Source organism: Croceicoccus hydrothermalis, from assembly GCF_022378335.1.
In the GTDB taxonomy this organism is placed as follows: Bacteria; Pseudomonadota; Alphaproteobacteria; order Sphingomonadales; family Sphingomonadaceae; genus Croceicoccus; species Croceicoccus hydrothermalis.
In genome coordinates, this window is record NZ_JAIQCI010000006.1 from 346,005 (window position 1) to 366,331 (window position 20,327).

At 64.5% G+C, this 20,327-nt stretch carries 19 protein-coding genes; 8 read left to right on the forward strand and 11 right to left on the reverse strand.

Annotation, left to right across the window (positions count from 1 at the left end; all coding sequences use genetic code 11):
* Positions 1-110 precede the first annotated feature (110 nt).
* Complete coding sequence (locus K4G67_RS07055) at positions 111-977, reverse strand: N-acetylmuramoyl-L-alanine amidase family protein (RefSeq protein ID WP_239805658.1); 867 nt, start codon at positions 975-977, stop codon at positions 111-113.
* Between the two features lie 677 nt (positions 978-1,654).
* On the opposite strand from K4G67_RS07055, the gene K4G67_RS07060 reads away from it, so the two are divergent.
* On the forward strand, positions 1,655-4,417 hold the full coding sequence (locus K4G67_RS07060) for an Rne/Rng family ribonuclease (RefSeq protein WP_239805659.1): 2,763 nt from the start codon (positions 1,655-1,657) through the stop codon (positions 4,415-4,417).
* Positions 4,418-4,499: 82 nt separating this feature from the next.
* Here the strand turns inward: K4G67_RS07060 and K4G67_RS07065 are convergent, their stop codons facing one another.
* Together K4G67_RS07065 and K4G67_RS07070 are read right to left on the reverse strand one after the other, a co-directional pair.
* Entirely contained in the window at positions 4,500-5,264 is a 765-nt protein-coding gene (locus K4G67_RS07065; RefSeq protein WP_239805660.1) for an SDR family NAD(P)-dependent oxidoreductase, read from the reverse strand.
* An 11-nt stretch (positions 5,265-5,275) separates the two neighbouring features.
* Positions 5,276-6,745, reverse strand: a complete 1,470-nt coding sequence (locus tag K4G67_RS07070) for a hypothetical protein (protein ID WP_239805661.1) — start codon at positions 6,743-6,745, stop codon at positions 5,276-5,278.
* Between the two features lie 87 nt (positions 6,746-6,832).
* Between K4G67_RS07070 and K4G67_RS07075 the strand changes: the two genes are divergently transcribed.
* From K4G67_RS07075 to zapE, 5 genes are all read left to right on the forward strand, one after another.
* Positions 6,833-7,864: a D-alanine--D-alanine ligase family protein gene (locus K4G67_RS07075; RefSeq protein ID WP_239805662.1), complete on the forward strand. Its 1,032-nt coding sequence runs from the start codon at positions 6,833-6,835 to the stop codon at positions 7,862-7,864.
* 3 nt (positions 7,865-7,867) lie between these two features.
* On the forward strand, positions 7,868-8,686 hold the full coding sequence (locus K4G67_RS07080; protein WP_239805663.1) for an NTP transferase domain-containing protein: 819 nt from the start codon (positions 7,868-7,870) through the stop codon (positions 8,684-8,686).
* Between the two features lie 63 nt (positions 8,687-8,749).
* Complete coding sequence (locus tag K4G67_RS07085) at positions 8,750-9,535, forward strand: succinate dehydrogenase iron-sulfur subunit (protein WP_239805664.1); 786 nt, start codon at positions 8,750-8,752, stop codon at positions 9,533-9,535.
* A 13-nt stretch (positions 9,536-9,548) separates the two neighbouring features.
* Positions 9,549-10,004: a PaaI family thioesterase gene (locus tag K4G67_RS07090; RefSeq protein WP_239805665.1), complete on the forward strand. Its 456-nt coding sequence runs from the start codon at positions 9,549-9,551 to the stop codon at positions 10,002-10,004.
* Positions 10,005-10,007: 3 nt separating this feature from the next.
* Complete coding sequence (gene zapE, locus K4G67_RS07095; protein WP_239805666.1) at positions 10,008-11,126, forward strand: cell division protein ZapE; 1,119 nt, start codon at positions 10,008-10,010, stop codon at positions 11,124-11,126.
* A gap of 71 nt (positions 11,127-11,197) precedes the next feature.
* On the opposite strand, the gene K4G67_RS07100 is transcribed toward zapE, so the two are convergent.
* From K4G67_RS07100 to K4G67_RS07110, 3 genes are all read right to left on the reverse strand, one after another.
* Positions 11,198-11,836, reverse strand: a complete 639-nt coding sequence (locus K4G67_RS07100; RefSeq protein ID WP_239805667.1) for a hypothetical protein — start codon at positions 11,834-11,836, stop codon at positions 11,198-11,200.
* A gap of 165 nt (positions 11,837-12,001) precedes the next feature.
* Positions 12,002-13,222: a pyridoxal-dependent decarboxylase, exosortase A system-associated gene (locus tag K4G67_RS07105; protein WP_239805668.1), complete on the reverse strand. Its 1,221-nt coding sequence runs from the start codon at positions 13,220-13,222 to the stop codon at positions 12,002-12,004.
* Positions 13,219-14,760, reverse strand: coding sequence for an acyl-CoA ligase (AMP-forming), exosortase A system-associated (locus K4G67_RS07110; RefSeq protein WP_239805669.1), 1,542 nt, complete (start codon positions 14,758-14,760; stop codon positions 13,219-13,221). Before K4G67_RS07110 ends, K4G67_RS07105 begins: the two co-directional genes overlap by 4 nt.
* Before the next feature lie 77 nt (positions 14,761-14,837).
* Between K4G67_RS07110 and K4G67_RS07115 the strand changes: the two genes are divergently transcribed.
* Positions 14,838-15,122, forward strand: a complete 285-nt coding sequence (locus K4G67_RS07115; protein ID WP_239805670.1) for an acyl carrier protein — start codon at positions 14,838-14,840, stop codon at positions 15,120-15,122.
* 28 nt (positions 15,123-15,150) lie between these two features.
* On the opposite strand, the gene trxB is transcribed toward K4G67_RS07115, so the two are convergent.
* From trxB to thiE, 4 genes are all read right to left on the reverse strand, one after another.
* On the reverse strand, positions 15,151-16,125 hold the full coding sequence (trxB, locus tag K4G67_RS07120; protein ID WP_239805671.1) for a thioredoxin-disulfide reductase: 975 nt from the start codon (positions 16,123-16,125) through the stop codon (positions 15,151-15,153).
* A 102-nt stretch (positions 16,126-16,227) separates the two neighbouring features.
* Positions 16,228-16,935 (reverse strand): M23 family metallopeptidase, encoded by a 708-nt coding sequence (locus K4G67_RS07125; RefSeq protein WP_239805672.1) that lies wholly within the window; start codon positions 16,933-16,935, stop codon positions 16,228-16,230.
* A gap of 9 nt (positions 16,936-16,944) precedes the next feature.
* A complete protein-coding gene (locus tag K4G67_RS07130) occupies positions 16,945-18,198 on the reverse strand; it encodes a L,D-transpeptidase family protein (RefSeq protein ID WP_275588763.1) in 1,254 nt (417 codons plus the stop codon).
* Positions 18,199-18,295: 97 nt separating this feature from the next.
* Entirely contained in the window at positions 18,296-18,949 is a 654-nt protein-coding gene (gene thiE / locus K4G67_RS07135) for a thiamine phosphate synthase (protein WP_239805673.1), read from the reverse strand.
* 41 nt (positions 18,950-18,990) lie between these two features.
* On the opposite strand from thiE, the gene K4G67_RS07140 reads away from it, so the two are divergent.
* Positions 18,991-19,395, forward strand: a complete 405-nt coding sequence (locus K4G67_RS07140; protein WP_239805674.1) for a hypothetical protein — start codon at positions 18,991-18,993, stop codon at positions 19,393-19,395.
* A gap of 8 nt (positions 19,396-19,403) precedes the next feature.
* Here K4G67_RS07140 and K4G67_RS07145 read toward each other — a convergent pair whose 3' ends face one another.
* The gene (locus tag K4G67_RS07145) at positions 19,404-20,303 is read right to left on the reverse strand and encodes a fructose bisphosphate aldolase (protein WP_420830002.1); all 900 of its coding nucleotides are present in this window, start codon (positions 20,301-20,303) and stop codon (positions 19,404-19,406) included.
* Between the last annotated feature and the right edge of the window lie 24 nt (positions 20,304-20,327).

The window sequence follows — 20,327 nt, forward strand, 5'->3', positions numbered from 1 at the left end:
CGGGGGGATTAGCACGGGATTTCGCGAAGGTGAAAGCCGATTTCCACTGACCCTGAGCTGAACGCTGCCGATCGCGGCGGCGCGGGGCGAAGACGCGGCGGACCGGACGCCTATTCGCCCCAACGCTCCCGTTCGGCAAAGAAGCCGAGCGCCGCACGGGCCAGCACGTCCACGATTTCGCCGCGACCTTCGGGCGAAAGCAGGCGGTCGGCATCCTCGGCATTGCCAAGATAGCCGGCCTCGAACAGGATGGCGGGAAATTCGGGGGAGGACAGCACCGCAAACCGTGCCGAACGGGCGAAAGGAGTGCGCAGCGTAAGCCGGCCGCGCGCCTCTTCCTCGACCGCCTGCGCGAGCATTGCGGATTCGAACGCGGTCTGACGCCAGGCCAGATCATCGAGGATCATCGCGATTTCCGAGCCTTGGGCGATCTGCCCCCGTGCGCCGCGGTTCGGTCCGTTGCGCCTTCGTCCCGATGGGCCGCGTTCCCGGCGCGACGGGGACAGGGTATAGACGGTGGCACCCCGCGCGCCGGACGCGCGACCGGGCGCGCTGTCGACATGGATGGAAATCAGCGCCGCCGCGCCGAGCTTTTCCGCCATGCGCGGGCGATGCTCCACCGGCAGGAAGCTGTCATCCTCCCGGATCAACGCCACCCGCACCCCGCCAAGCGCAACGAGCCGGTCGCGAAGCGCGATCGCGATCGACAGCGCGACATTCTTTTCCATGACCATCGTGCCATCCGAGCCGTGCATCGCGGTTGCGCCATAATCAAACGCTCCATGCCCAGGGTCGATCACGAGCAGGGGCAACCCCGCCGTCGCGCCGCTCGCCATCGCGACGGATGGCGTGGCCACGGGCACCGCTGCGGGCAGATCGCGACGGTAGACGGCCATCGCGCGCTGCGGCGGAAACACGGTGAGCAGCGCCGCCGCAAGCGCCCCGCCGCAAAGCGCGAGCGAAGCGGTCCACGCCATGAGTACTGGAAAAGAAGCGCCCCCTCGCATCATCGCTGCCCGATATTGCCGGGAAACACCGCCCCCGCAACACTCTTGCCCCATATGCCGCGTTCGACGCGCGAAACGATCATCGCAACCTTCCATCGTTGCGAGACGTGTTGCCGTAACCGATCCGCAATGCTAGCGTCGATCCCGACCGGTGGCAGATCCGCCTCTCGTCACGCGAAACGCCCGCCCTGTACGGCGCGGGCCGCCGCCCTTTTTCGGGACGGCGCGGCATATCCCGAACGGGGCCGGACGCGGGGCGAAGATCCTTTCTGCACGCAGACCGGCGGCCACTTTCCCATTTCCGGGCGCATGGAACATCATGCGCATGGCAAGGGCGGGGCAATTCAAGGTGATGGTATCTATGGTTCTGGCAATGACGACAGCAGCGCAGCCCTTGCAGGCTTTCGCCGTCGCCAATGCCATGAGGCGGGCCGCGCGCCCGCATTTCAGGCCGCATATGCCATCGGTTACAGTTTCGCCGCCGGGGGCACGGGGCAACCCGCGCCGGTCCGGCAATTCATACCAGAACGCCACGGCCTTCGGACATGCGTTCCCCATCCGGCCGGGCGTTTCCCCAAACGAACGCACCTATGCCGGGCAGCCGCCACGCGGCCTGCCCCCCATATCGTGCGCACGGAGAATAATTGATGACAACGCGCATGCTGATCGATGCGCGCCACCAGGAAGAAACCCGGGTGGCGGTGCTCAAGGGCAACAGGATTGAAGAGTTCGATTTCGAATCGAGCGACCACAAGCAGATAAAAGGCAATATCTACCTCGCGAAGGTAACGCGGGTCGAACCCTCGCTTCAGGCGGCCTTCGTCGATTTCGGCGGCAATCGGCACGGGTTCCTCGCGTTCAGCGAAATCCACCCCGATTATTATCAGATCCCGAAGCAGGACCGCGACGCCCTCCTCGCCGCGGAGCAGGAACACGCCGAGGAAGAGGCGCGCCTGCGTTCCGACGACGACGATGATTCCGGCGACGACGGGCACGACCATGACGATCGTGACGACGACGAAAGCAGCGACGCGCTCGCCGATGAAATGGCCGGCGACGGTCTGACCGAGGTCGACACGAGCGAGAAGGACGACGTCGCCACGATCGAGGACGGCGCCGTCGAGGGCGGCTCCGACGACGATGGCGATGACGACGGCGACAATCGCCGCCCCCGCCGTGCCCGCGGCAAGGGCCGCCGCCAGGGTGGCGGCAAGGCGCGCGCCGCCGACGAAGCCCGCGCGAAACGGCTCGCCCTGCGCCGCCGCTACAAGATTCAGGACGTCATTCAGCGGCGTCAGGTCCTGCTCGTGCAGGTCGTGAAGGAAGAGCGCGGCAACAAGGGTGCGGCACTCACCACCTATCTCTCGCTCGCCGGGCGTTACTGCGTGCTCATGCCCAACAGCAGCCACGGCGGCGGCATCTCGCGCAAGATCAGCAGCGCCGCCGATCGCAAGCGGCTGAAGCAGATCGTGTCGGAAATGAACCTGCCGCGGTCGATGGGATGCATCGTGCGCACCGCCGGCCTGTCCCGCACCAAGACCGAGATCAAGCGCGATTTCGACTATCTCGCGCGGCTGTGGGACGAGATCCGCGAACGCACCATGCAGGCCAGCGCCCCTGCGCCGATCCATTCGGACAGCGACCTTGTGAAACGCGCGATCCGCGACATCTACAATCGCGAGATCGAGGAAGTCGTCGTCGAAGGCCCCGAGGGCTACAAGGCGGCGAAGCAGTTCATGAAGCTGCTCATGCCGAGCCACGCGCGGCGTGTGAAGCAATATGCCGACCCTGTCCCCCTGTTCCAGCGTTACGGGGCGGAGGATCAGCTGAGCGCGATGTACGATCCGGTCGTGCAGTTGAAATCGGGCGGCTATCTCGTCATCAACCCGACCGAGGCGCTGGTGTCCATCGACATCAACTCGGGCCGATCGACCAAGGAACACGGGATCGAGCAGACCGCGCTCGCCACCAATCTGGAGGCGGCGAAGGAAATCGCGCGGCAATTGCGCCTGCGGGACATGGCCGGGCTGGTCGTGATCGACTTCATCGACATGGAAAACAATTCCTCGATCCGAAAGGTCGAGAAATGCATGAAGGATTCGCTGAAAAACGACCGCGCGCGCATTCAGGTCGGGCGCATTTCGGGCTTTGGCCTGATGGAGATGAGCCGTCAGCGTCTGCGTACCGGCGTGCTTGAGGCGACGACCCGCGAATGCCCGCATTGCGACGGCACGGGCCTTGTCCGCACCGCGTCGAGCGCGGGTCTTTCCGCCCTTCGCATGATCGAGGACGAGGCCGCCAAGGGCAAGGGCAGCACCATCAGCCTCTATGCCAGCACCGAAGCGGCGGTGTACCTGCTCAATTCCAAGCGCGCCGACCTCGCCGAGATCGAGGAGCGTTACGGCGTCATGGTCGAAGTGCTTCCCGAAGGCGAGAACGAGGGCGCGAAGATGCGCGCCAGCTCCTCCGGCCCCAAACCGACCTTTTCGCCGAAGTTCGAGACGCTTCAGGACGATATTCTCGATTCCGACGATGTCGAGGATGACGAGGACGAAGAAGAGGAAGAAGCGGGCGCCGGTACGGAAACGCGTCGCGACGACGACCGGAGCGACGAGGAAAAGGGCGACGACGAAACGGGCGAGGACGACAACGGCAATCGCCGCAAGCGCCGCCGCCGCCGGCGTGGCGGTCGCCGCAACCGTGGCAACCGCCACGGCGACGAAACGCGCGACACGCAGGACGATGGCGACGACGCATCCGATGGCCAGGGCGATAGCAATGGCGAGACCGATGCCGATACGGACCATGGCGCCGAAACGCAGGACGGCGCCGCGGATGAGGACAAGCCGCGCAAGCGTCGTCGCCGTCGCCGCAAATCGGACGATCAGTCCGAGAGCGGCAATGCGGACACGTCCGACGCGGTAAAGGGTGAGGCCGAAATGCCCGCGTCCGAAGTCCCCGCCGACGACGTATCGCCATCGGATGGCCTTGCCGAGGACAGCACGTCCGATGCCGAGCAGGAGAAGCCGAAAGCGAAGTCGCGGCGCTCCCCCCGGCGCAAGAAGGCCGAGGTGAGCGAGAGCGAGACGGCGGACGTGCCCGTCGCCGAGGCAGGCGCGGACGATGCGCCCAAGCCCAAGAAGCCGCGCCGCCCTCGCAAGAAGAAGGCAGAGGCCGCGCCGGATGCTGGCGAGGGCGATCAGACGTCGTCTTCGGCCACCGCCGATGCGGTGCCGGCGCAATCTGCGGCACGCGAAGAGGCCCCCACCCCGGCCCCGGCGGAGAACGCGGCATCGGCGCAAGCACCGGCCGCCCCCGCAAAGCCCGAACCCGCGTCTGCCAAGGATGAAACCGAGCCGACGCCGCAGGAGCCGCCCCGGCGCGGCTGGTGGCAGCGGACGTTCGGATAAGAGTGTCGGGCGGGGTCGATCCGACCTCGCCACCATTCACGAACGGCCCGCCCCTCTATGGGGGCGGGCCTTTTGCCGTCCGTTACCAGGGGATGCGCGAACCGTCCCAGGCGAAAAATCCGCCATTGTCTTCCGCAGTCAGCCCGTCGATCACCGAAAGCAGGCAACGCGCGGAATGCTCCGGCGTGAATAGCTGACGATCTGGCACATTGCCGCGAAACGGTTCGGACAGCGCGGTTTCCACCGTTCCGGGGTGAAGCGCGACCACGATCCCCTCGCGATTGCGGCGGTGAAGCTCGATCCCGAAATTGCGCAACACCATGTTCAGTGCCGCCTTCGCCGCGCGGTAGCTGTGCCAGCCGCCCAACCCGTTGTCCCCGATCGATCCCACCCGCGCGGAAAGCGCGGCGAAGACCGGCCGCTCCGCATGGCGAAGAAGCGGCAGGAAATGTTTGCCGATAATGGCCGGGCCGATCGTGTTGACCTGAAACATCTCGGCCATTGCTGCCGGTTCGATCGTGCGCCAGCTGCGCTCGGGACGAATCTCGGGTTCCCGTTGTAACAGGCCGGTCGCGACGATGACCATTTCGGGCGCGGTTTCGTTCGCGACGCGCTCCGCAATGCCGGCAATGCCCTGCTCTTCGGTCAAATCGAATGAAAAGGGGGTGATCGGCGTCCCGCCGGGGACGGCCTCGGAGCTATCGGGCACCGTGCCGCTTCGCGCTCCGGCATAGAGGCGGGCGAATGCGCCGCTCATGGCGAGCTGGCGGCACATGGCATGGCCGACGCCGCCCGATGCGCCGAAAATGACGCAGCTGCGTTCGCGCGTTGGGTCTGCGTTCGTCATCCGTGCCCCTGCTATTCCGGCATTATCGCATGGCTGCGAATGGCGGTTGCAATACGCTCCATATCGGTGCGCAGCATGCCAATGGCTTCGTCCTGGTCACATTGCGCGAGCTTGGCAATCTGCGGCATGGACAGCCCGATCCGCAATGTCCCGCCCCAGCCGCCATCGGGCATGCGGACCGATTTCACCGGTTGACCCAGCCTGATCCCGGCATTGGCCATGCGGCGATGCAGCGTCTGCGCATCCGCGAAACTCCGGATACCGGGCAGGCTGCTGATGTCGAGAGTGACCAGCGTGCGCATGGCGACCGGATGGTTTTCCGCCGTTTCCGCCTGCCCCGGCGGATAGGCGACAACCTTCGATAGGCCGAGCGGCGTCACAATTCGTTCGGTCACGGCATTGCGAAAGGCGTCGATGACCGCCTCGATCCGATGCATCGGCGTCGCCTGCCATCGTTCCAGTTCGAAGACCGAAACCTCGAGCCGAAGCCACAGGCCGAGATTATCCTCGCATGGCAAAAGGTCGCGGCCCGGCCATTCGCGCGGCCATTCGTCCCGTCGGAATATCGCGGCAAAGCCTGTCGGTACGAGAGCCGCATGTCGGGCGAGGCCGGCCGGCAGGATGGCAAATCCGCTGAACGGGGGGCCACCCATGAATTTCGACCCGGTCAGGAAGATAATGGCATCCAGCGCCAGATACGCGGCGATCGCACGCGGTGTGATCCGGGCCTGGCACGCATCGATGACGAAGCTGACATCATCGCCGAAACGTGTCTTCAACGCCGTCAGCTCCGTCATTTCCGGCAGGATCAACCCGGTTTTCGACCCGTGCACCACATGCACCAGCACGTGCCGCCCGTCCGCAATTCCACGCTCCGCTTCCGCCGCGATGGCATCGGCGATCTCGCTGCTCGACCGGGCCAGTCCGGCGCCGCATCGCACCGCCACATCGGCAAGCGCGACGGGACCGATGCCGTCGACCTCCTCCCCCGGAACGACGGCGATCCCGCGCGCGGTTTCACGGGCGAAATAGCGGCCATGGGCGGAATGGATGCATCCACTGCCCACCTCGTCCGCGCCGAGCAGGATGTTGTGAACGCCCCCCGCCCCGCGCCCGCGCACGGCGGCCAGCGCCACATATTCAAGGTCCGTGCCCGATGGGGCGAAGGCGATCGCATGATCCGGCGCCGCGCCATAGGCCGCACGGATCCGTGCCCGCAGCGTATCGAGCCGCGCGCCGTAGGAGCCTGCATCCTCGCGAAGCGCGGCCAGCGCGTGCGCGAAGCCGGCCGGCGAAACGTCATTTGCGGTCGATGAAGCATAGGCAAGACAATCGCGCGGGTAGGGCGCGGACATGTATGTGTTGAGGCCCGTCGCGGGGTCGAGCACGATGCGCGCATCCCCTCCCGACGCCATCAGCGCGATCGCCTTCGTCGCGTCGTCGCGGGTCGCGTCGCTGCCGGACAGCGCCTGCCACGCCATCGACGCAACGCAAGGGCGGCTCGGGTCAATTTTCGAAATCATCTTGGAAGCAGGCTATAGCCTATTTAAGAGGCCAGGCTAGACGTAATGAAAGGACTCCACTTGCCAGCGATCGAGCCGTTGAAAATCGACGATATGACGAAGGCGCGCACGCGCATCCTGTTCATTGCGAAACATGCCCTGTGGGGCGGCGGTCCGCATCCCGAGGATGGCAACCATGCCGTCTATCATCACGAGGTGCGGTCGATCCTCGAAGGGCTGGACCTCAATCTCAAGCTGGCCGACCGGTTCGAAGTGCTGTTCGACGATCCGCAGGTGGATTTCGTGTTCCCGCTGCTCAACCGCGCGGGTTTCTTCAATTCCGAGATGCTGGGCCCGCTGCTGTGCGCCCGGCTCGGCATCCCGCACCTTGGCGCGAGCCCGATCCTGCGCGGATTGTCCGACGACAAGCATCTGGCGAAACGCGCCGCGCTCTTTGCCGGTGTGCCGACCGCACCCTGGGCGATCTACCGCAGGGGCGCACCGGTCGTCGAAGACGGCTGCCCGGAGGCGGAACGCTACGTCATCAAGCCGAACGCATCGTCTGCGTCGTGGGGCGTGCGCGACGCGTCCGACTGGAACGGCATTCGCAATGCGATCGCGGCCATTCACGACGAAGGGCACGATGCCCTCGTCGAACCGTTCCTCGATGGCAGCGATGTCGAGGTGCCGGTGATGACGTGGCGCGATCCGCATATCCTTCCGATGCAGATCTTCCGGCAACAGGATCCCTCGCACCTGCGCACCTATTATGAAAAGCGCGATCTGGTCGATCGCAGCGGCAAATATTCACTCGACCCGTTCGAGAACGAGGAGATGGCCGCGCGCATCGCCGACATGACACGGCGGCTCTGGACGGAGTATCGCCCCTTCGATTATGGCCGCTTCGAATTTCGCGTGAACGAAAATACGGGCGAAATCATGTTCCTGGAGGTCAATCTCAACTGCAACCTGTGGTCGGAAAAGGTGTTCGGCCGCGCCGCAGCCCTCGCCGGGTTGAGCCAGGCGGAGCTTATCGAGACCATTCTTGCCGACAGCCTCATCCGCAATGGCCTCATGGCCGCGCCCGAGGGGTACTGAATTATGAGCCACATGCCCGTCACCGTCCTGATGCTCGCCGCGCAGCGTACCGGCGTCGTGAATCCGCTCGCCCGCGAATTCGACGTTTCGCACAAATGCCTTGTGCCGATCTGCGGCGCGCCGCTTATCACCCATGTTCTCGAAACGCTGTCGAACATTCCGGACATTGCGGAGGTGCGTATTTCGATAGAAGCGGACGCGCACGACGCGGTCGGCGCCGTCGTCGCGCCCTATGACCGGCCCGACCGGCCCGTCCGGCTCGTCCCGTCGCAACCGGGTATCGTCGATTCGGTCATCGCCGCATCGGAAGGCGACGAAGGCCCGTTCATCATCACCACCGCCGACAATGTCCTGCTCACCCGCGAAGGGTTCGATGCGATGCGCGATGCGATGCACGATGCCGACGCCGCAGCAGGGCTGGCCACGCGGGAACGCGTCCTTGCCGCCCATCCCGAAGGGCAGCGGCGATTCTACGAATTGAAGGACGCAGGCTACGCCAATTGCAACATTTACGCGCTCGCCAATCGCAAGGCATTCGCCGCCGCGGAGGTGTTTCGCGAAGGGGGGCAGTTCATGAACAACCCTTCGCGCATGGTGCGGGCGTTCGGCGTCGTGAACATCCTGCTCATGCGGGCAAAGCTCATCACGCTGGACGGTGCGATGAAGCGGCTTGGTCGCAAATTCGGCATTCGCATGAAGGGTGTCAGCTTTACCGATGGCGCGCTCGCCATTGATGTCGACAACCGCCGGACATATGACATTGCACAGCCCATCCTTTCCCAAAGGCTGCATCGGGCCGACGAAACGCAGCCCCACCCTTGACTATCGCGCGCATGTGCTGTTGGTAAAACAACGCATCTGCAGCACGGATCACGGATCGAACCCATGGCAACCTTTACCCTCCCCGCAAACAGCAAGATCACCGGCAAGGGCCATACCCACGCCGCCGAAACAGCGGGCCGGGTGAAGAAATTCAAGGTCTATCGCTACGACCCCGACAGTGGCGAAAACCCGCGCTACGACAAGTTCGAGATCGACCTCGACACGTGCGGGCCGATGGTGCTCGACGCGCTGATCAAGATGAAGAGCGAGCAGGACCCCTCGCTGACCTTCCGCCGCTCCTGCCGGGAGGGGATTTGCGGCTCGTGTTCGATGAACATCAACGGGCGCAACACGCTGGCGTGCACCACCGCGATCGAGGATTGCGGCGCGGGCGAAGTGCGCATCACCCCCCTTCCCCACATGGACGTGGTGAAGGATCTTGTGCCCGATTTCACGCATTTCTATGCACAATACGCCTCGATCCGCCCCTGGCTTCAAACGGTCACGCCGACCCCTGCGGGCAAGGAGCGGCTGCAATCGCCGGAACAGCGCAACAAGCTCGACGGGCTCTACGAATGCATCCTGTGTGCGTGCTGCTCCACCGCCTGCCCGAGCTACTGGTGGAATTCCGACAAGTTCCTCGGCCCGGCGATCCTGTTGCAGGCCTATCGCTGGCTCGCCGACAGCCGCGACGAAATGACGGGTGAGCGGCTGGACGAGCTGGAAGACCCCTTCCGCCTGTATCGCTGCCACACGATCATGAATTGCGCGAATGTCTGCCCCAAGGGGCTGAATCCCGCGAAGGCGATCGCCGAAATCAAGAAGATGGAAGCCGAACGGCTCGTCTGAGATGACAAGCGACATGGCCGCCCATTCCCCTGCCATTGCCGGTGGGCGCGAACCCATTCGCGATGCGGACGGCTGGATGGAGTGGCTGGTCGGCCGTTCCGACGAGTATAATCAGGCCGTGCTCGGCCCCATGCACGCCCGCCGCGAAGGGGAGCGCGTGCGCGTTCGGATGATTCCGCAAAACAGCCACCTTAATCTCAATCGCCTCATCCATGGGGGCATCATCCTGGGTTTTGCGGACGTCGCAATCTTTGCCGGCGCATCGACCATGCTGGACAAGCAATTCCTTGGCGGCGCGACGGTCGAACTCAATACCCAGTTCGTCGGGCCGGGTGACGGGAACAAACCGCTCGACGCGGTGGTCGAGGTCGTGCGCGAAACCGGGCGGATGGTTTTTGTTCGCGGGCTGATGGTTCAGGATGATGCGACCATCGCCAGTTTTTCCGGAATTATGCGGAAGCCGAGCTGAACTGTGACAGGGATGATCGAACGATACGAGGCGCTCGTCGCCGCGGGCGAACTCCGACCCGATGCCGAGCAGCAGCAGGCCGCCGTCACGCTCGACGCGTTGCAGCAGAAGATCGAGAAAGCCGCCCCGTCGCAAGGCGGCGTCCTGCAAAAGCTGTTCGGCAAGGCGCCGCCGCCGCCGCCCGGCGGAATCTACATGTGGGGCGGCGTCGGGCGCGGCAAATCCATGTTGATGGATCTGTTCCACGACACGCTTGCCGTACAGGCGAAGCGACGCATTCACTTTCACGAATTCATGCTCGACGTGCATGACCGGCTGCGGGCCGAACGGGCGAAGGAAACGGGCGATCCCATCCTGCCCGTTGCGACGGCCATCGCGGGCGAAGTTCGCTGTCTCGCGTTCGATGAAATGGTCGTCAACAACAGCGCCGATGCCATGATCATGAGCCGGTTGTTCACCGCGATGATGGAGCAGGATGTCACCATCATCACCACGTCGAACCGACCGCCGTCCGACCTTTACAAGGACGGCCTCAACCGCGAGCATTTCCTGCCGTTCATCGCGCTGATCGAACGGCGTTTGCAGGTCGTCCCGCTCAACGGTCCGAACGATTATCGCATGGAACGGCTGTCGGGCATCGAAACTTGGCACACGCCTCTCGGCGAAGCCGCGACCGACAAGGTGCGGGAGGCATTTTTCCGCCTGACCGATTACCCGCCCGAGGATGCCGACCATGTCAGCGGCACCGATCTTCCGGTGAGTGGTGGGCGAAGCATCTGGGTGCCGAAGAGCCTCAAGGGCGTTGCGGTCTTTTCATTCAAGCGGCTGTGCGGCGAGCCGCGCGGCGCCGCCGATTATCTCGCCATTGCGCGCAATTATCATTCGGTCATCATCGTCGGCATCCCCCGCCTTACGCCGAGCGAGCGGAACGAGGCGGCGCGTTTCGTCACGCTGATCGATGCATTGTATGAAAACGGCGTCAAGCTGATCGCAAGCGCGGATGCCGAACCGGCCGACCTATACGAGGCGGGCGACGGGCGCTTCGAATTCGAAAGAACGGTGAGCCGGCTGATGGAAATGCAATCGGCCGATTACCTCGCACGCGGGCATGGCGAACAATAAACGATTTTCCATTGCGGTCGCGAGAGAACTTTAGTCGGTAAATCGGCGCCATCTTCTCCGTTCGCGAAGCATCAGATCAGCGTATTGGCGCCATCGCTACCGCATTCTTCGAAAATGGCGAGCATGCGCTTTTGAGTGGCGAGCTTTGCTTCTGTCCGGGCGATTTCGCGGCGGAGCCGGTCGGCGCTTCCGATCTGGCTGCGCATTTCCGGCTCGCTTCCGTCGAGCGTTAGCGCAAGTTTCGTGGCGGACCACAGCTGGCTGCTGCTCGGCTCGAACATGCGGGAAATCAACAATTCCCCACCGGCCAGCACGATCTGAAGCGGGCAACCGCCCGGCAGGCTTTCCATGTCGCCAAGTGCGCGCAACGTGGTGGCGTCCATCATTTCAGCATTATCGATGACGACGAGATGGCGCGACGTTTCGGTGCGGGCATCTTCGCAATCGATATCGAGCCGGTCGAGAATATGACCGCATTCCAACGCGGCATCGAAGCGCAACACGCGTCGATAGTTCGGTCCGACCAGCCGGCCGATTTCGGTGAGGATCGTCCGTCGCTCGGTCCGCAGCGCACTGGTCAGCACGATGTTGCGGTCACCGCGCTGCACCGCCGCGACGCATTGGCGCATCGCTTGTGCCGGGCCTACGCGCACCTGCCTGAAAAGCACCTGCGTCCGGTCTTCGAAAGTCGCATTATCGTTCTGAAACATGAGCATGCCCTCTGCGCTGGGATACGAGAGAATTATGCCCAATAAGGTTTCGATGCATAAGCGTAGCTGCATCCATATCCAACTAAATCAAATGTTAACTAGAAAGCCACGGGGAAATCCGCGAAAAATTACCTCCGTAATGGTGCAAATGGCCGATTGGCCCCATCAAAAGATAAGTTCGGTGGCCTTTCCGTGGCCCAGAAAGTCCGAGGGACTCGCGCTCGCCCCATACGCACCGGCACAGAAAACCGCCACCATATCGCCCGTTTCAATGCGCGGAAGGGCGGCATTCTCCGCAATCCGGTCGATCGGCGTACACAGCCGCCCGACGATGGTCTGCCCACGCTCCATCGCCGGCGCATCCATCCGATTGGCGATGGCAACGGGATAGTTGCGCCGAACCACGGTTCCGAAATTTCCGGATGCCGCGAGCTGATGATGCAGCCCCCCGTCGATCACCGCGAAGATCTCGCCGTGGCTCTCCTTTACATCGAGCACGCGGGACAGATAGACCCCCGCCTCCCCGACGAGCCATCGGCCAAGCTCGATCGCGAACGCCGTGTCGCGCAATATGGCGGGACGGTCGGACAATTGCCCGCACAACGCCTGCCCGACCGCGTCGATATCGAGCGGCGCGTCACCCGCGAAATAGGGAATGCCGAAACCGCCGCCCAGATTGCAATGCGGCACCGCCGCGCCGCTGTCCTCACCCAGTCGGGCGGCCAGTGCGATGGTGGCGGCCTGCGTTTCAATCACCGCCGCCGCATCGAGCGCCTGGCTCCCCGCATAGATGTGGAAGCCGCGCCAATGCGCCCCGCTCTCCACGATTTCGCGGACGAGCGCGGGAACGCGCGCCGCATCGATGCCGAACTGGCGCGGTCCGCCCCCCATCTTCATGCCAGAGCCGCGCAGATCGAAATCGGGATTGACCCGAATGGCCAGCCGCGGCGCAATGCCGAGCCGCTCTCCGATCGCGAAAGCTCGCCGCGCTTCTCCCTCGGACTCCAGGTTCAGCGTGATGCCCGCCATGATCGCATCGGACAATTCGCCATCGTCCTTGCCCGGGCCGGCGAAGCTGATGCGGGCCGGTTCCACGCCCGCCTCTCGCGCCAGGCGCAATTCACCGCCCGAGGCGATATCGAAACCATCGACCAGCCCCGCCATGCGCGACAGCAATGGCGGAAACGGATTCGCCTTCATCGCATAATGGATCGCCAGATCGCCCGGCATTGCCGACCGCAACATCGCGACCCGCCGTTCGAGCATGGCGGCGGAATAGACGAAGGCAGGCGTATGCCCCGCCCATTGCGATACCGGCGTACCGTCGATGGCAAGCTCTCCGTCGAGCGTGGTAAAACCATCGGGAATGGGGCCAAGCTTCTTCATCGTGCAGCACTCTCGATTGCGTGGATGAGGCCGGCACGGTCCAGCTTTCCGGTTGCGCCCCGCGGCATTTCATCGCGCCAATGGATATGGGCCGGCTGCATGAAGGACGGCAATGCGCGGGACAATGCCTTCGGCAATTCGGCCTGCGCGCGATCGGAACCGACCCCCGGCGCCGCGCGCGCGACCATGTGAATGGTCTGCCCCGCGCGGGCATCGGGCAGGCCGAATGCGACGGCCTCGGCCACAAGGTCGGTGCCCAGCGCCGCATCCTCGATCTCCTGCGGGCTGATCCGCTGACCGAAGGATTTGATCATCGCGTCGCGCCGCCCGACGAAATAGAGCAGACCGTCCTCGCCCATGCGCACCCTGTCGCCGGACCACACCGCCATGCCGCCATAGCGCGATTTCGCCGGCGCGGGTCTGAACCGTTCGGCGGTGCGCGCCGGATCCCGCCAATACCCTTGCGCGACGAGCGGCCCTGCATGGACCAGCTCGCCCTCGTCTCCCGGTCCGCCCGGCGTTCCGTCGTCGCGCATCACGATGATTTCGGCATGCGGAATGGCGCGGCCGATGCTGGTCGGTTTTACGTCCACCACGTCGGGGTCGAGAAAGGTCGAGCGAAACGCCTCGGTCAGGCCGTACATCGGGTAGAGCCGCGCATCGGGAAAGCGGGCTCGCAATGCCCGCACCAATGGTTCGCCCAGCGCGCCGCCGCTATTGGTAAGCCGCCGCAGCGTCGCGCGCGCCTCCGCCGTCCATTCCTGCTCCAGCAATTGCACCCAGAGCGGCGGGACACCGGCAAGCGTGGTGATCCGTCTGTCCGCGACGGCCTTCACCACGGCGCGGGGGAAAAGATAGTCGATCGGCACCGCCGCACCGCCCGCAAACCATGTCGAGAACAGCTGATTCTGTCCGTAATCGAACGCCAGGGGGAGGACGCACAAGGTCCGGTCGTCACGCCCCATGCGAAGGTAGGACGCCACCGCCTCCGCGCCCAGCCAGAGATTCGCGTGGCTGAGCATGACCCCCTTTGGCCGCCCGGTCGATCCGCTGGTATACAGGATCGCGGCGAGATCGTGCGGTTTGGCGGACGACGGCATCATGGCATTTCCGCCCATCGCCGCCTTTTCGCAGGTCGTCTCCTCGACCATAGCGCAGCCCGCGGGCACGTCGCCATCGCCCAGCGTATCAAGCCGACCGGCGTTGCCGATAATCATCCGCGCGCCGCTGTCATCGAGGATATGCGCCACCTGCGCGGGCTTCAGGACCGGATTCACCGGCACGTGCACCATTCCCGCGCGCGGCGCGGCGAGCGGCATCACGCAGGTCAGCCAGCCCTTCCCCGCCCAGCTCGCCACCCGGGCACCGTCTTCCCATCCCTCCTGCTCCCCCCTGTGCGCAAGCCATGCGGCGAGGTGCCCGACCGCACGCTCCAGCCCGGCAAAGGGCAGCGTCCGCTCCTTCAGCACGAGGGCATCGGCGTCCGGCGCGCCGCAAAGGGCGAGATGATCGACAGGGCGGGAATGCGGCGGTGTCATGATCCTATCCATAGCATTGCCAGCGTGCGCCGCCATGCTTGCGTCCGCGCCCTTCAAAAGCTAAGCCGCCGGGCGCTATGAACGAAGCCATTCCCCCGGTCATCCAGTCGTCCGATACGAAATTGCGGGCCGTGCTTGCCGACATACTGGCGCTTTCGGAACAGAGGGTCGCCGGTTTCGACGCGGATACGGAGCTTTTCGGCGCGCTGCCCGAACTGGATTCGCAGGCGGTCGCAGGGCTTCTCACCGAGATCGAGGACAGCTTCGACATCGTGATCGAGGATGACGAAGTCGATGGCGACATGCTCGAAACCTATGGCGCGCTGCTGCGCTTCGTCATGGAAAAGCGCGCCGGGCGCTGAGGCCCGGCTGGCTTGCCACGCGCAGGGCTCAGGCGTCCTCGCCCGCCATTTCGTCGCGCGCGACCTCCAGCGTGCCCAGAAACCGTTCCGCATCGAGCGCGGCCATGCACCCGGTACCGGCCGCCGTGACCGCCTGGCGATAGGTGTGATCCATCACGTCGCCGCATGCGAATACGCCGGGGATTTCCGTCCTGGGCGTACCGGGCGCCACCTCGATATATCCTGACGGATCGAGGGGGAGCTGCCCTGCGAACAATTCGGTCGCCGGCGCATGGCCGATCGCGACGAACGCGCCCTCTGTGTCAAAGCGGCTTTCCTCGCCCGTATCGGTGTCTTTCAGCCGGAGATGGGTCAGACCCTTGCCGTCTTCGCCGCAGAATTCCTCGACCGTCTTGTTCCACAGTACGCTGATCTTGTCGCTTTTGTGCAGGCGGTCCTGAAGAATCTTTTCGGCACGCAGGCTGTCGCGCCGGTGGATGAGCGTCACGTCATCGGAATGGTTGGTGAGATAGAGCGCCTCCTCGACCGCGGTATTGCCGCCGCCAATGACCACGACTTTCTTGCCGCGATAGAAGAACCCGTCGCACGTCGCGCAGGCCGACACGCCCTTGCCGGAAAAAGCCTGCTCGCCTTCCACCCCCAGCCATTTCGCCTGCGCCCCGGTGGCGATGCACAACGTGTCGCCGTGATATTCGTCGCCGCTGTCGCCCTTCGCAACGAACGGAGGCCCGCTCTTCAGATCGACCGAGGTAATCGTGTCCCACATCATCCGCGTGCCGACATGCTCTGCCTGCGCCTGCATCTCTTGCATCAGCCACGGCCCCTGGATCACGTCGCGAAAGCCGGGATAATTCTCGACATCGGTGGTGATGGTGAGCTGCCCACCCGGCTGAAGCCCCTGCACCACGATCGGCTCCATCCCTGCGCGCGCGGCATAGATCGCGGCGGAAAGCCCGGCGGGGCCGGAACCGATGATGAGCATGCGGGTCTTGTGAATGGTCATGATGCGTATGTCCGTCTGGCGTGTTCGTATGGGCGTGCCTGCCAGATAGGGATCAATCGGACGAAAGCCAATCCACCCTTACGCACATGGCGTATCCGCGGTTCAGCGCCGCCCGGTCAGCAACGGGTATGGATTGATGGCGGACCCTTCGAACCATTCCTCACCCGGTTCCATCCGCATCACCGCGAAATGAAGATGCGGCGCGGACGGATCGGCGTTTCCGGTGCTTCCGACCGTGCCGATCCGGTCGCCGCGCCGTATCCGCACGCCCTCGCGCAATGGCGCGGCATAGCCGCCAAGATGCGCGTAATAATGAATCTCTCCCCCGTCCCGCGTGCGGATATAGACGGTCTTGCCGCCTTCGTCGGAGCGGAACAGTTTCTCGACCACACCGCCTTCGGCCGCCATCACCGGCGTTCCGGCAGGGGCCATGATGTCGATGGCGTCATGAACCCGTGCGCCGCCCGCGCGCGCATCGCGGAACGTGTCGGTCAGCATCTCTGCCCGAACCCCGGCGACCGGAATCGCAAGCGGGGCGCGTGCCGGCAGATCGCGCGTAGCGATGTCGCCACGCCGGACCGGCGGAGTGTTTCCCTCGCCGCGGGCCTGCACTGCGGCCCCATCGCGGGCATCGCCGGGCGCCGGCAACGGCGCATCGCCGACGCTCGGATCATAGGTCGGTTCTGGCGGACGATAGGGGTCGAGCAGCGCATAGGCCAGCAACCAGGCGATCGAGGTCAGCGCGATGCTGATCACCGCGATCTTCACATCGCGGGCGAAACGCCCCGAATTGTCGCGCGACGGGTTCATCCGGCCCGCCTATTTCTGAAACACGACCTTGGTCGATCCCGACACCATTTCGGCGAGCCGCGCCGCATCCCAGTTGGTCAGGCGGACGCACCCATGGCTTTGCGCGCGGCCGATGGTTTCGGGCGCCGAGGTGCCGTGAATGCCGTAGTGTTCCTTCGAAAGGTCGATCCACACGACGCCGACGGGGCCGTTCGGTCCGGGGGGCAATTGCCGGTCCTGCTCGCTATCGGGCACGTCCCAGAACAGGTCGGGATCGTAGGCGAAGGGCGGGTTATGCGCGACGCCATCGATCTTCCAATCGCCGATGGGGAGCGGATCATTGCTCGATCCCGAGGTCACGGTGAACGTCGCGATCACCTCATCGCTGTCGTTATAGGCGACGAGCGTCTTTTCCGATTCGTCGACCACGATGCGGGCGGCATCGGGCTGCTCCGTCCCGACGCCGAGCATGCGCAGCGTGGAGCGCCACTCATCATCCAGCTTTGCCCGGCGGTCCATGAAATCGGCGCCAATATTGGGAACGCGAATTTTCTGTCCGGCGGCGAAAGCGGAACCATTCGCATTTTCGGCATCTTCCCTGGCGCCCGGCAACGCGGAAGCGGACGCCGACGGCGTGGCTTTCGGGGCCGATCCGCTTTCCGCCGCATCGCCATCGTTGAACCGCTGCGTCGCGCTCGCGCCCAGCATGTCCGCGCCAGCGGGGCGCCCATCGGGGTTGAGCATGCGAAGCGTCTCGACCGTAGTGTGGAAACGTTCGGCCAGCTTTTCTTCGAGCGATGCGTAGCCCAAACGCTGCATCTGTGCCTGCTCGGCCGGGTCGTCGGGGACCGGCTCGAACCGGCCAACGGCGAATTCTTCCGGAATGGTGACGACGCGCGTTGCGGCGATATTGTCATATTCGGCGAGCGCTGCGCGGGTTTCGTCGTTCATTTCGCCGGTCGGTTCCAGATCGTTGGCCATCTGGAACCCCTCGATCGCATTGCGGGTCGACAGGCCCATCTTTCCGTCGATCACCCCCGGCGAAAAGGCGAGGCGGTCGAGGACAACCTGCAACTGCATCGTGGGCCGCTCCTCGCTGTCGGGATATTGTTTGGCCTGCGTTTCGCCGGGCGCGGGATCGTTGCTGGCCATGGCGTCGGCGTCGTTGTCGTCTACCGCGGCCTCGCTCTGCGTCGGCTGCGGCTCCGGCGTTTCGGCCTCGCTCCCGCACGCGACCAGTGCCAGAGCCAGAGGAAACGCCAGGGTTGCAGGGGAAAGCCGCATAATCGTCACATCCTCATCAGTTCCGGTCGTCGCTCGATACGCACCGGTTCGCTCGTTCCTGCATCAAACGTCGCGGAGACGAATTCGTGCCGGGCCCCTAGCGACGAAATTCGCCCTCCGGCCGGGGCGGCGCGTCGGCGATCGCGCGGGCGAAGGCACGGACCGACGCCGCCTCTTCCCCGTTCCAGACAGCGCCCGACACCGCGAGAAAATCCGCCCCCGCCGTCACCAGCGGGGCGCAGTTTTCCGGCGTAATGCCGCCGATCGCCACGCACGGAATCTCGAACAGATGCTGCCAGAATTCCAGCAGTTCGAGTTCTGCGCGATGTTCGGTTTCCTTCGTCGTGCTGGGAAAGAACGCGCCGAACGCGACGTAATCGGCCCCCGCCTCGCCCGCATCCATCGCCAGATGGCGGCTTGCATGACAGGTCACGCCGATCTGCGCGTCCTTGCCAAGTTTTTCGCGGGCATCGGCAACCGTGCCGTCACCCTGCCCCAGATGCACGCCGTCGGCGCCGAGCCGATTGGCGAGGCTGATGGAATCGTTCACGATAAATCCGACGCCGCGATCGGCGCAGATCGCGTGGAGCGGTTCGGCGAGACGTGCGGCCTCGTGCTGATCCATGTCCTTCACGCGAAACTGGAAAGCGGTGACGATACCGTCGCCGGCATCGATGGCGCGGGCAAGCCGGCCCGGAAAATCACCGGTCACGTCGAGCGGCGAAATGAGATAGAGATCGGTGCGGTTCATGCCCGATGCCCTAACCGCGTCGCGAAGGAGTGTGAAGTCTTATGCACGATCGAACGATATTGCCTGCCTGCATCATGGCGCTCGCCACGCTTTCCGGATGTGCGGGGATGGGCGAGGAACGCACGGAACGCACCTCGCCCCCGCCTTCGACGCGGGCGGCTGTTGCCATCGGCGAACCGGTGCGGGCGGACGACTGGACACTCACCACGCAGGCCGTGATTGAAGACAGCCGCTGTCCGGTGGGCACGCAATGCGTATGGGTCGGCCGCGTCGTCGTGGAGGTGACGGTAGAGGGCGAAGAAGGGACCGAGACACGCACGCTCATCGCCGGGGAGGACGCCACGTTGCGCGGAACCCGCGTTCAGCTCACGAACGTGGCGCCTGAAAAAGGCGAAGCGGCAATCCCGACGGGGGATTACCGCTTCGTTTACGCGATCACGCCATAGGCGCAGGCTCAGGCGGCGTTCTTCTCCGCCGATGCGCAGTAGATCTCCTCGATCGCGGCGGAAAGCGCGTCGTCGAACTGCTTGTCGTCCATCTGATGGCGCAGCTCTTCGAGCAGAGCGCGGCTGAAGCTCGCGATCATGCCCTTGTTCTTCGACAGCTCGGCGCAGGCGTCGGCGCGCGAATACCCCCCCGAAAGCGCGACGACGCGCGCCACCGCCGGATGGTCGACCAGCGCATCATAGGTGCCGGGCACTGCCGGGATCGACAGCTTCAGCATGATCTGGCGACCGCCAGACAGCTCGTCCAGCGCTTTCAGGATTTCATCGCGCAGGATTTTTTCACCCTCAGCGCGGTCGTCTGCGGTGATGGTGTATTCCGGCTCCAGGATCGGCATCAGCCCTGCATCGACGATCTGATTGCCGACATCGAACTGCTGCTTCACGATGGCGGCGATACCCTGCGCCTCGGCGGAATGGATGACCGAACGCATCTTGGTCCCGAATACGCCCTTGTCCTTCGCGCGCTTCAACAATTCGGAAAGGCCCGGCATCGGCTTCATCAGCTGAACGCCCTTGTCCTCGTCCTCCAGCCCCTTGTCGACCTTGAGGAAAGGGACCACGCCCCGCTCCTGCAAGACGGTGGGCACCGGCTTGCCGTCGGCCTCGCCGTCCATGGTCTTTTCGAACAGGATCGCGCCGAGAACCTTGTCCCCGTTGAAACATGGCGAGGTCACGATGCGGCTGCGCATGGCGTGGATCATGGCGAACATTTCCTCGTCGCCCGACCATGCATCGTCATCGACACCATAACCGCGCAGCGCCTTGGGCGTCGAACCGCCGCTCTGGTCCAATGCGGCGATGAAGCCGTCGCCATTGCGGATCTGTTCAAGCATTTCGTCGTAAGTCATCGTCGCAATCCCCTGTTTGGTCTT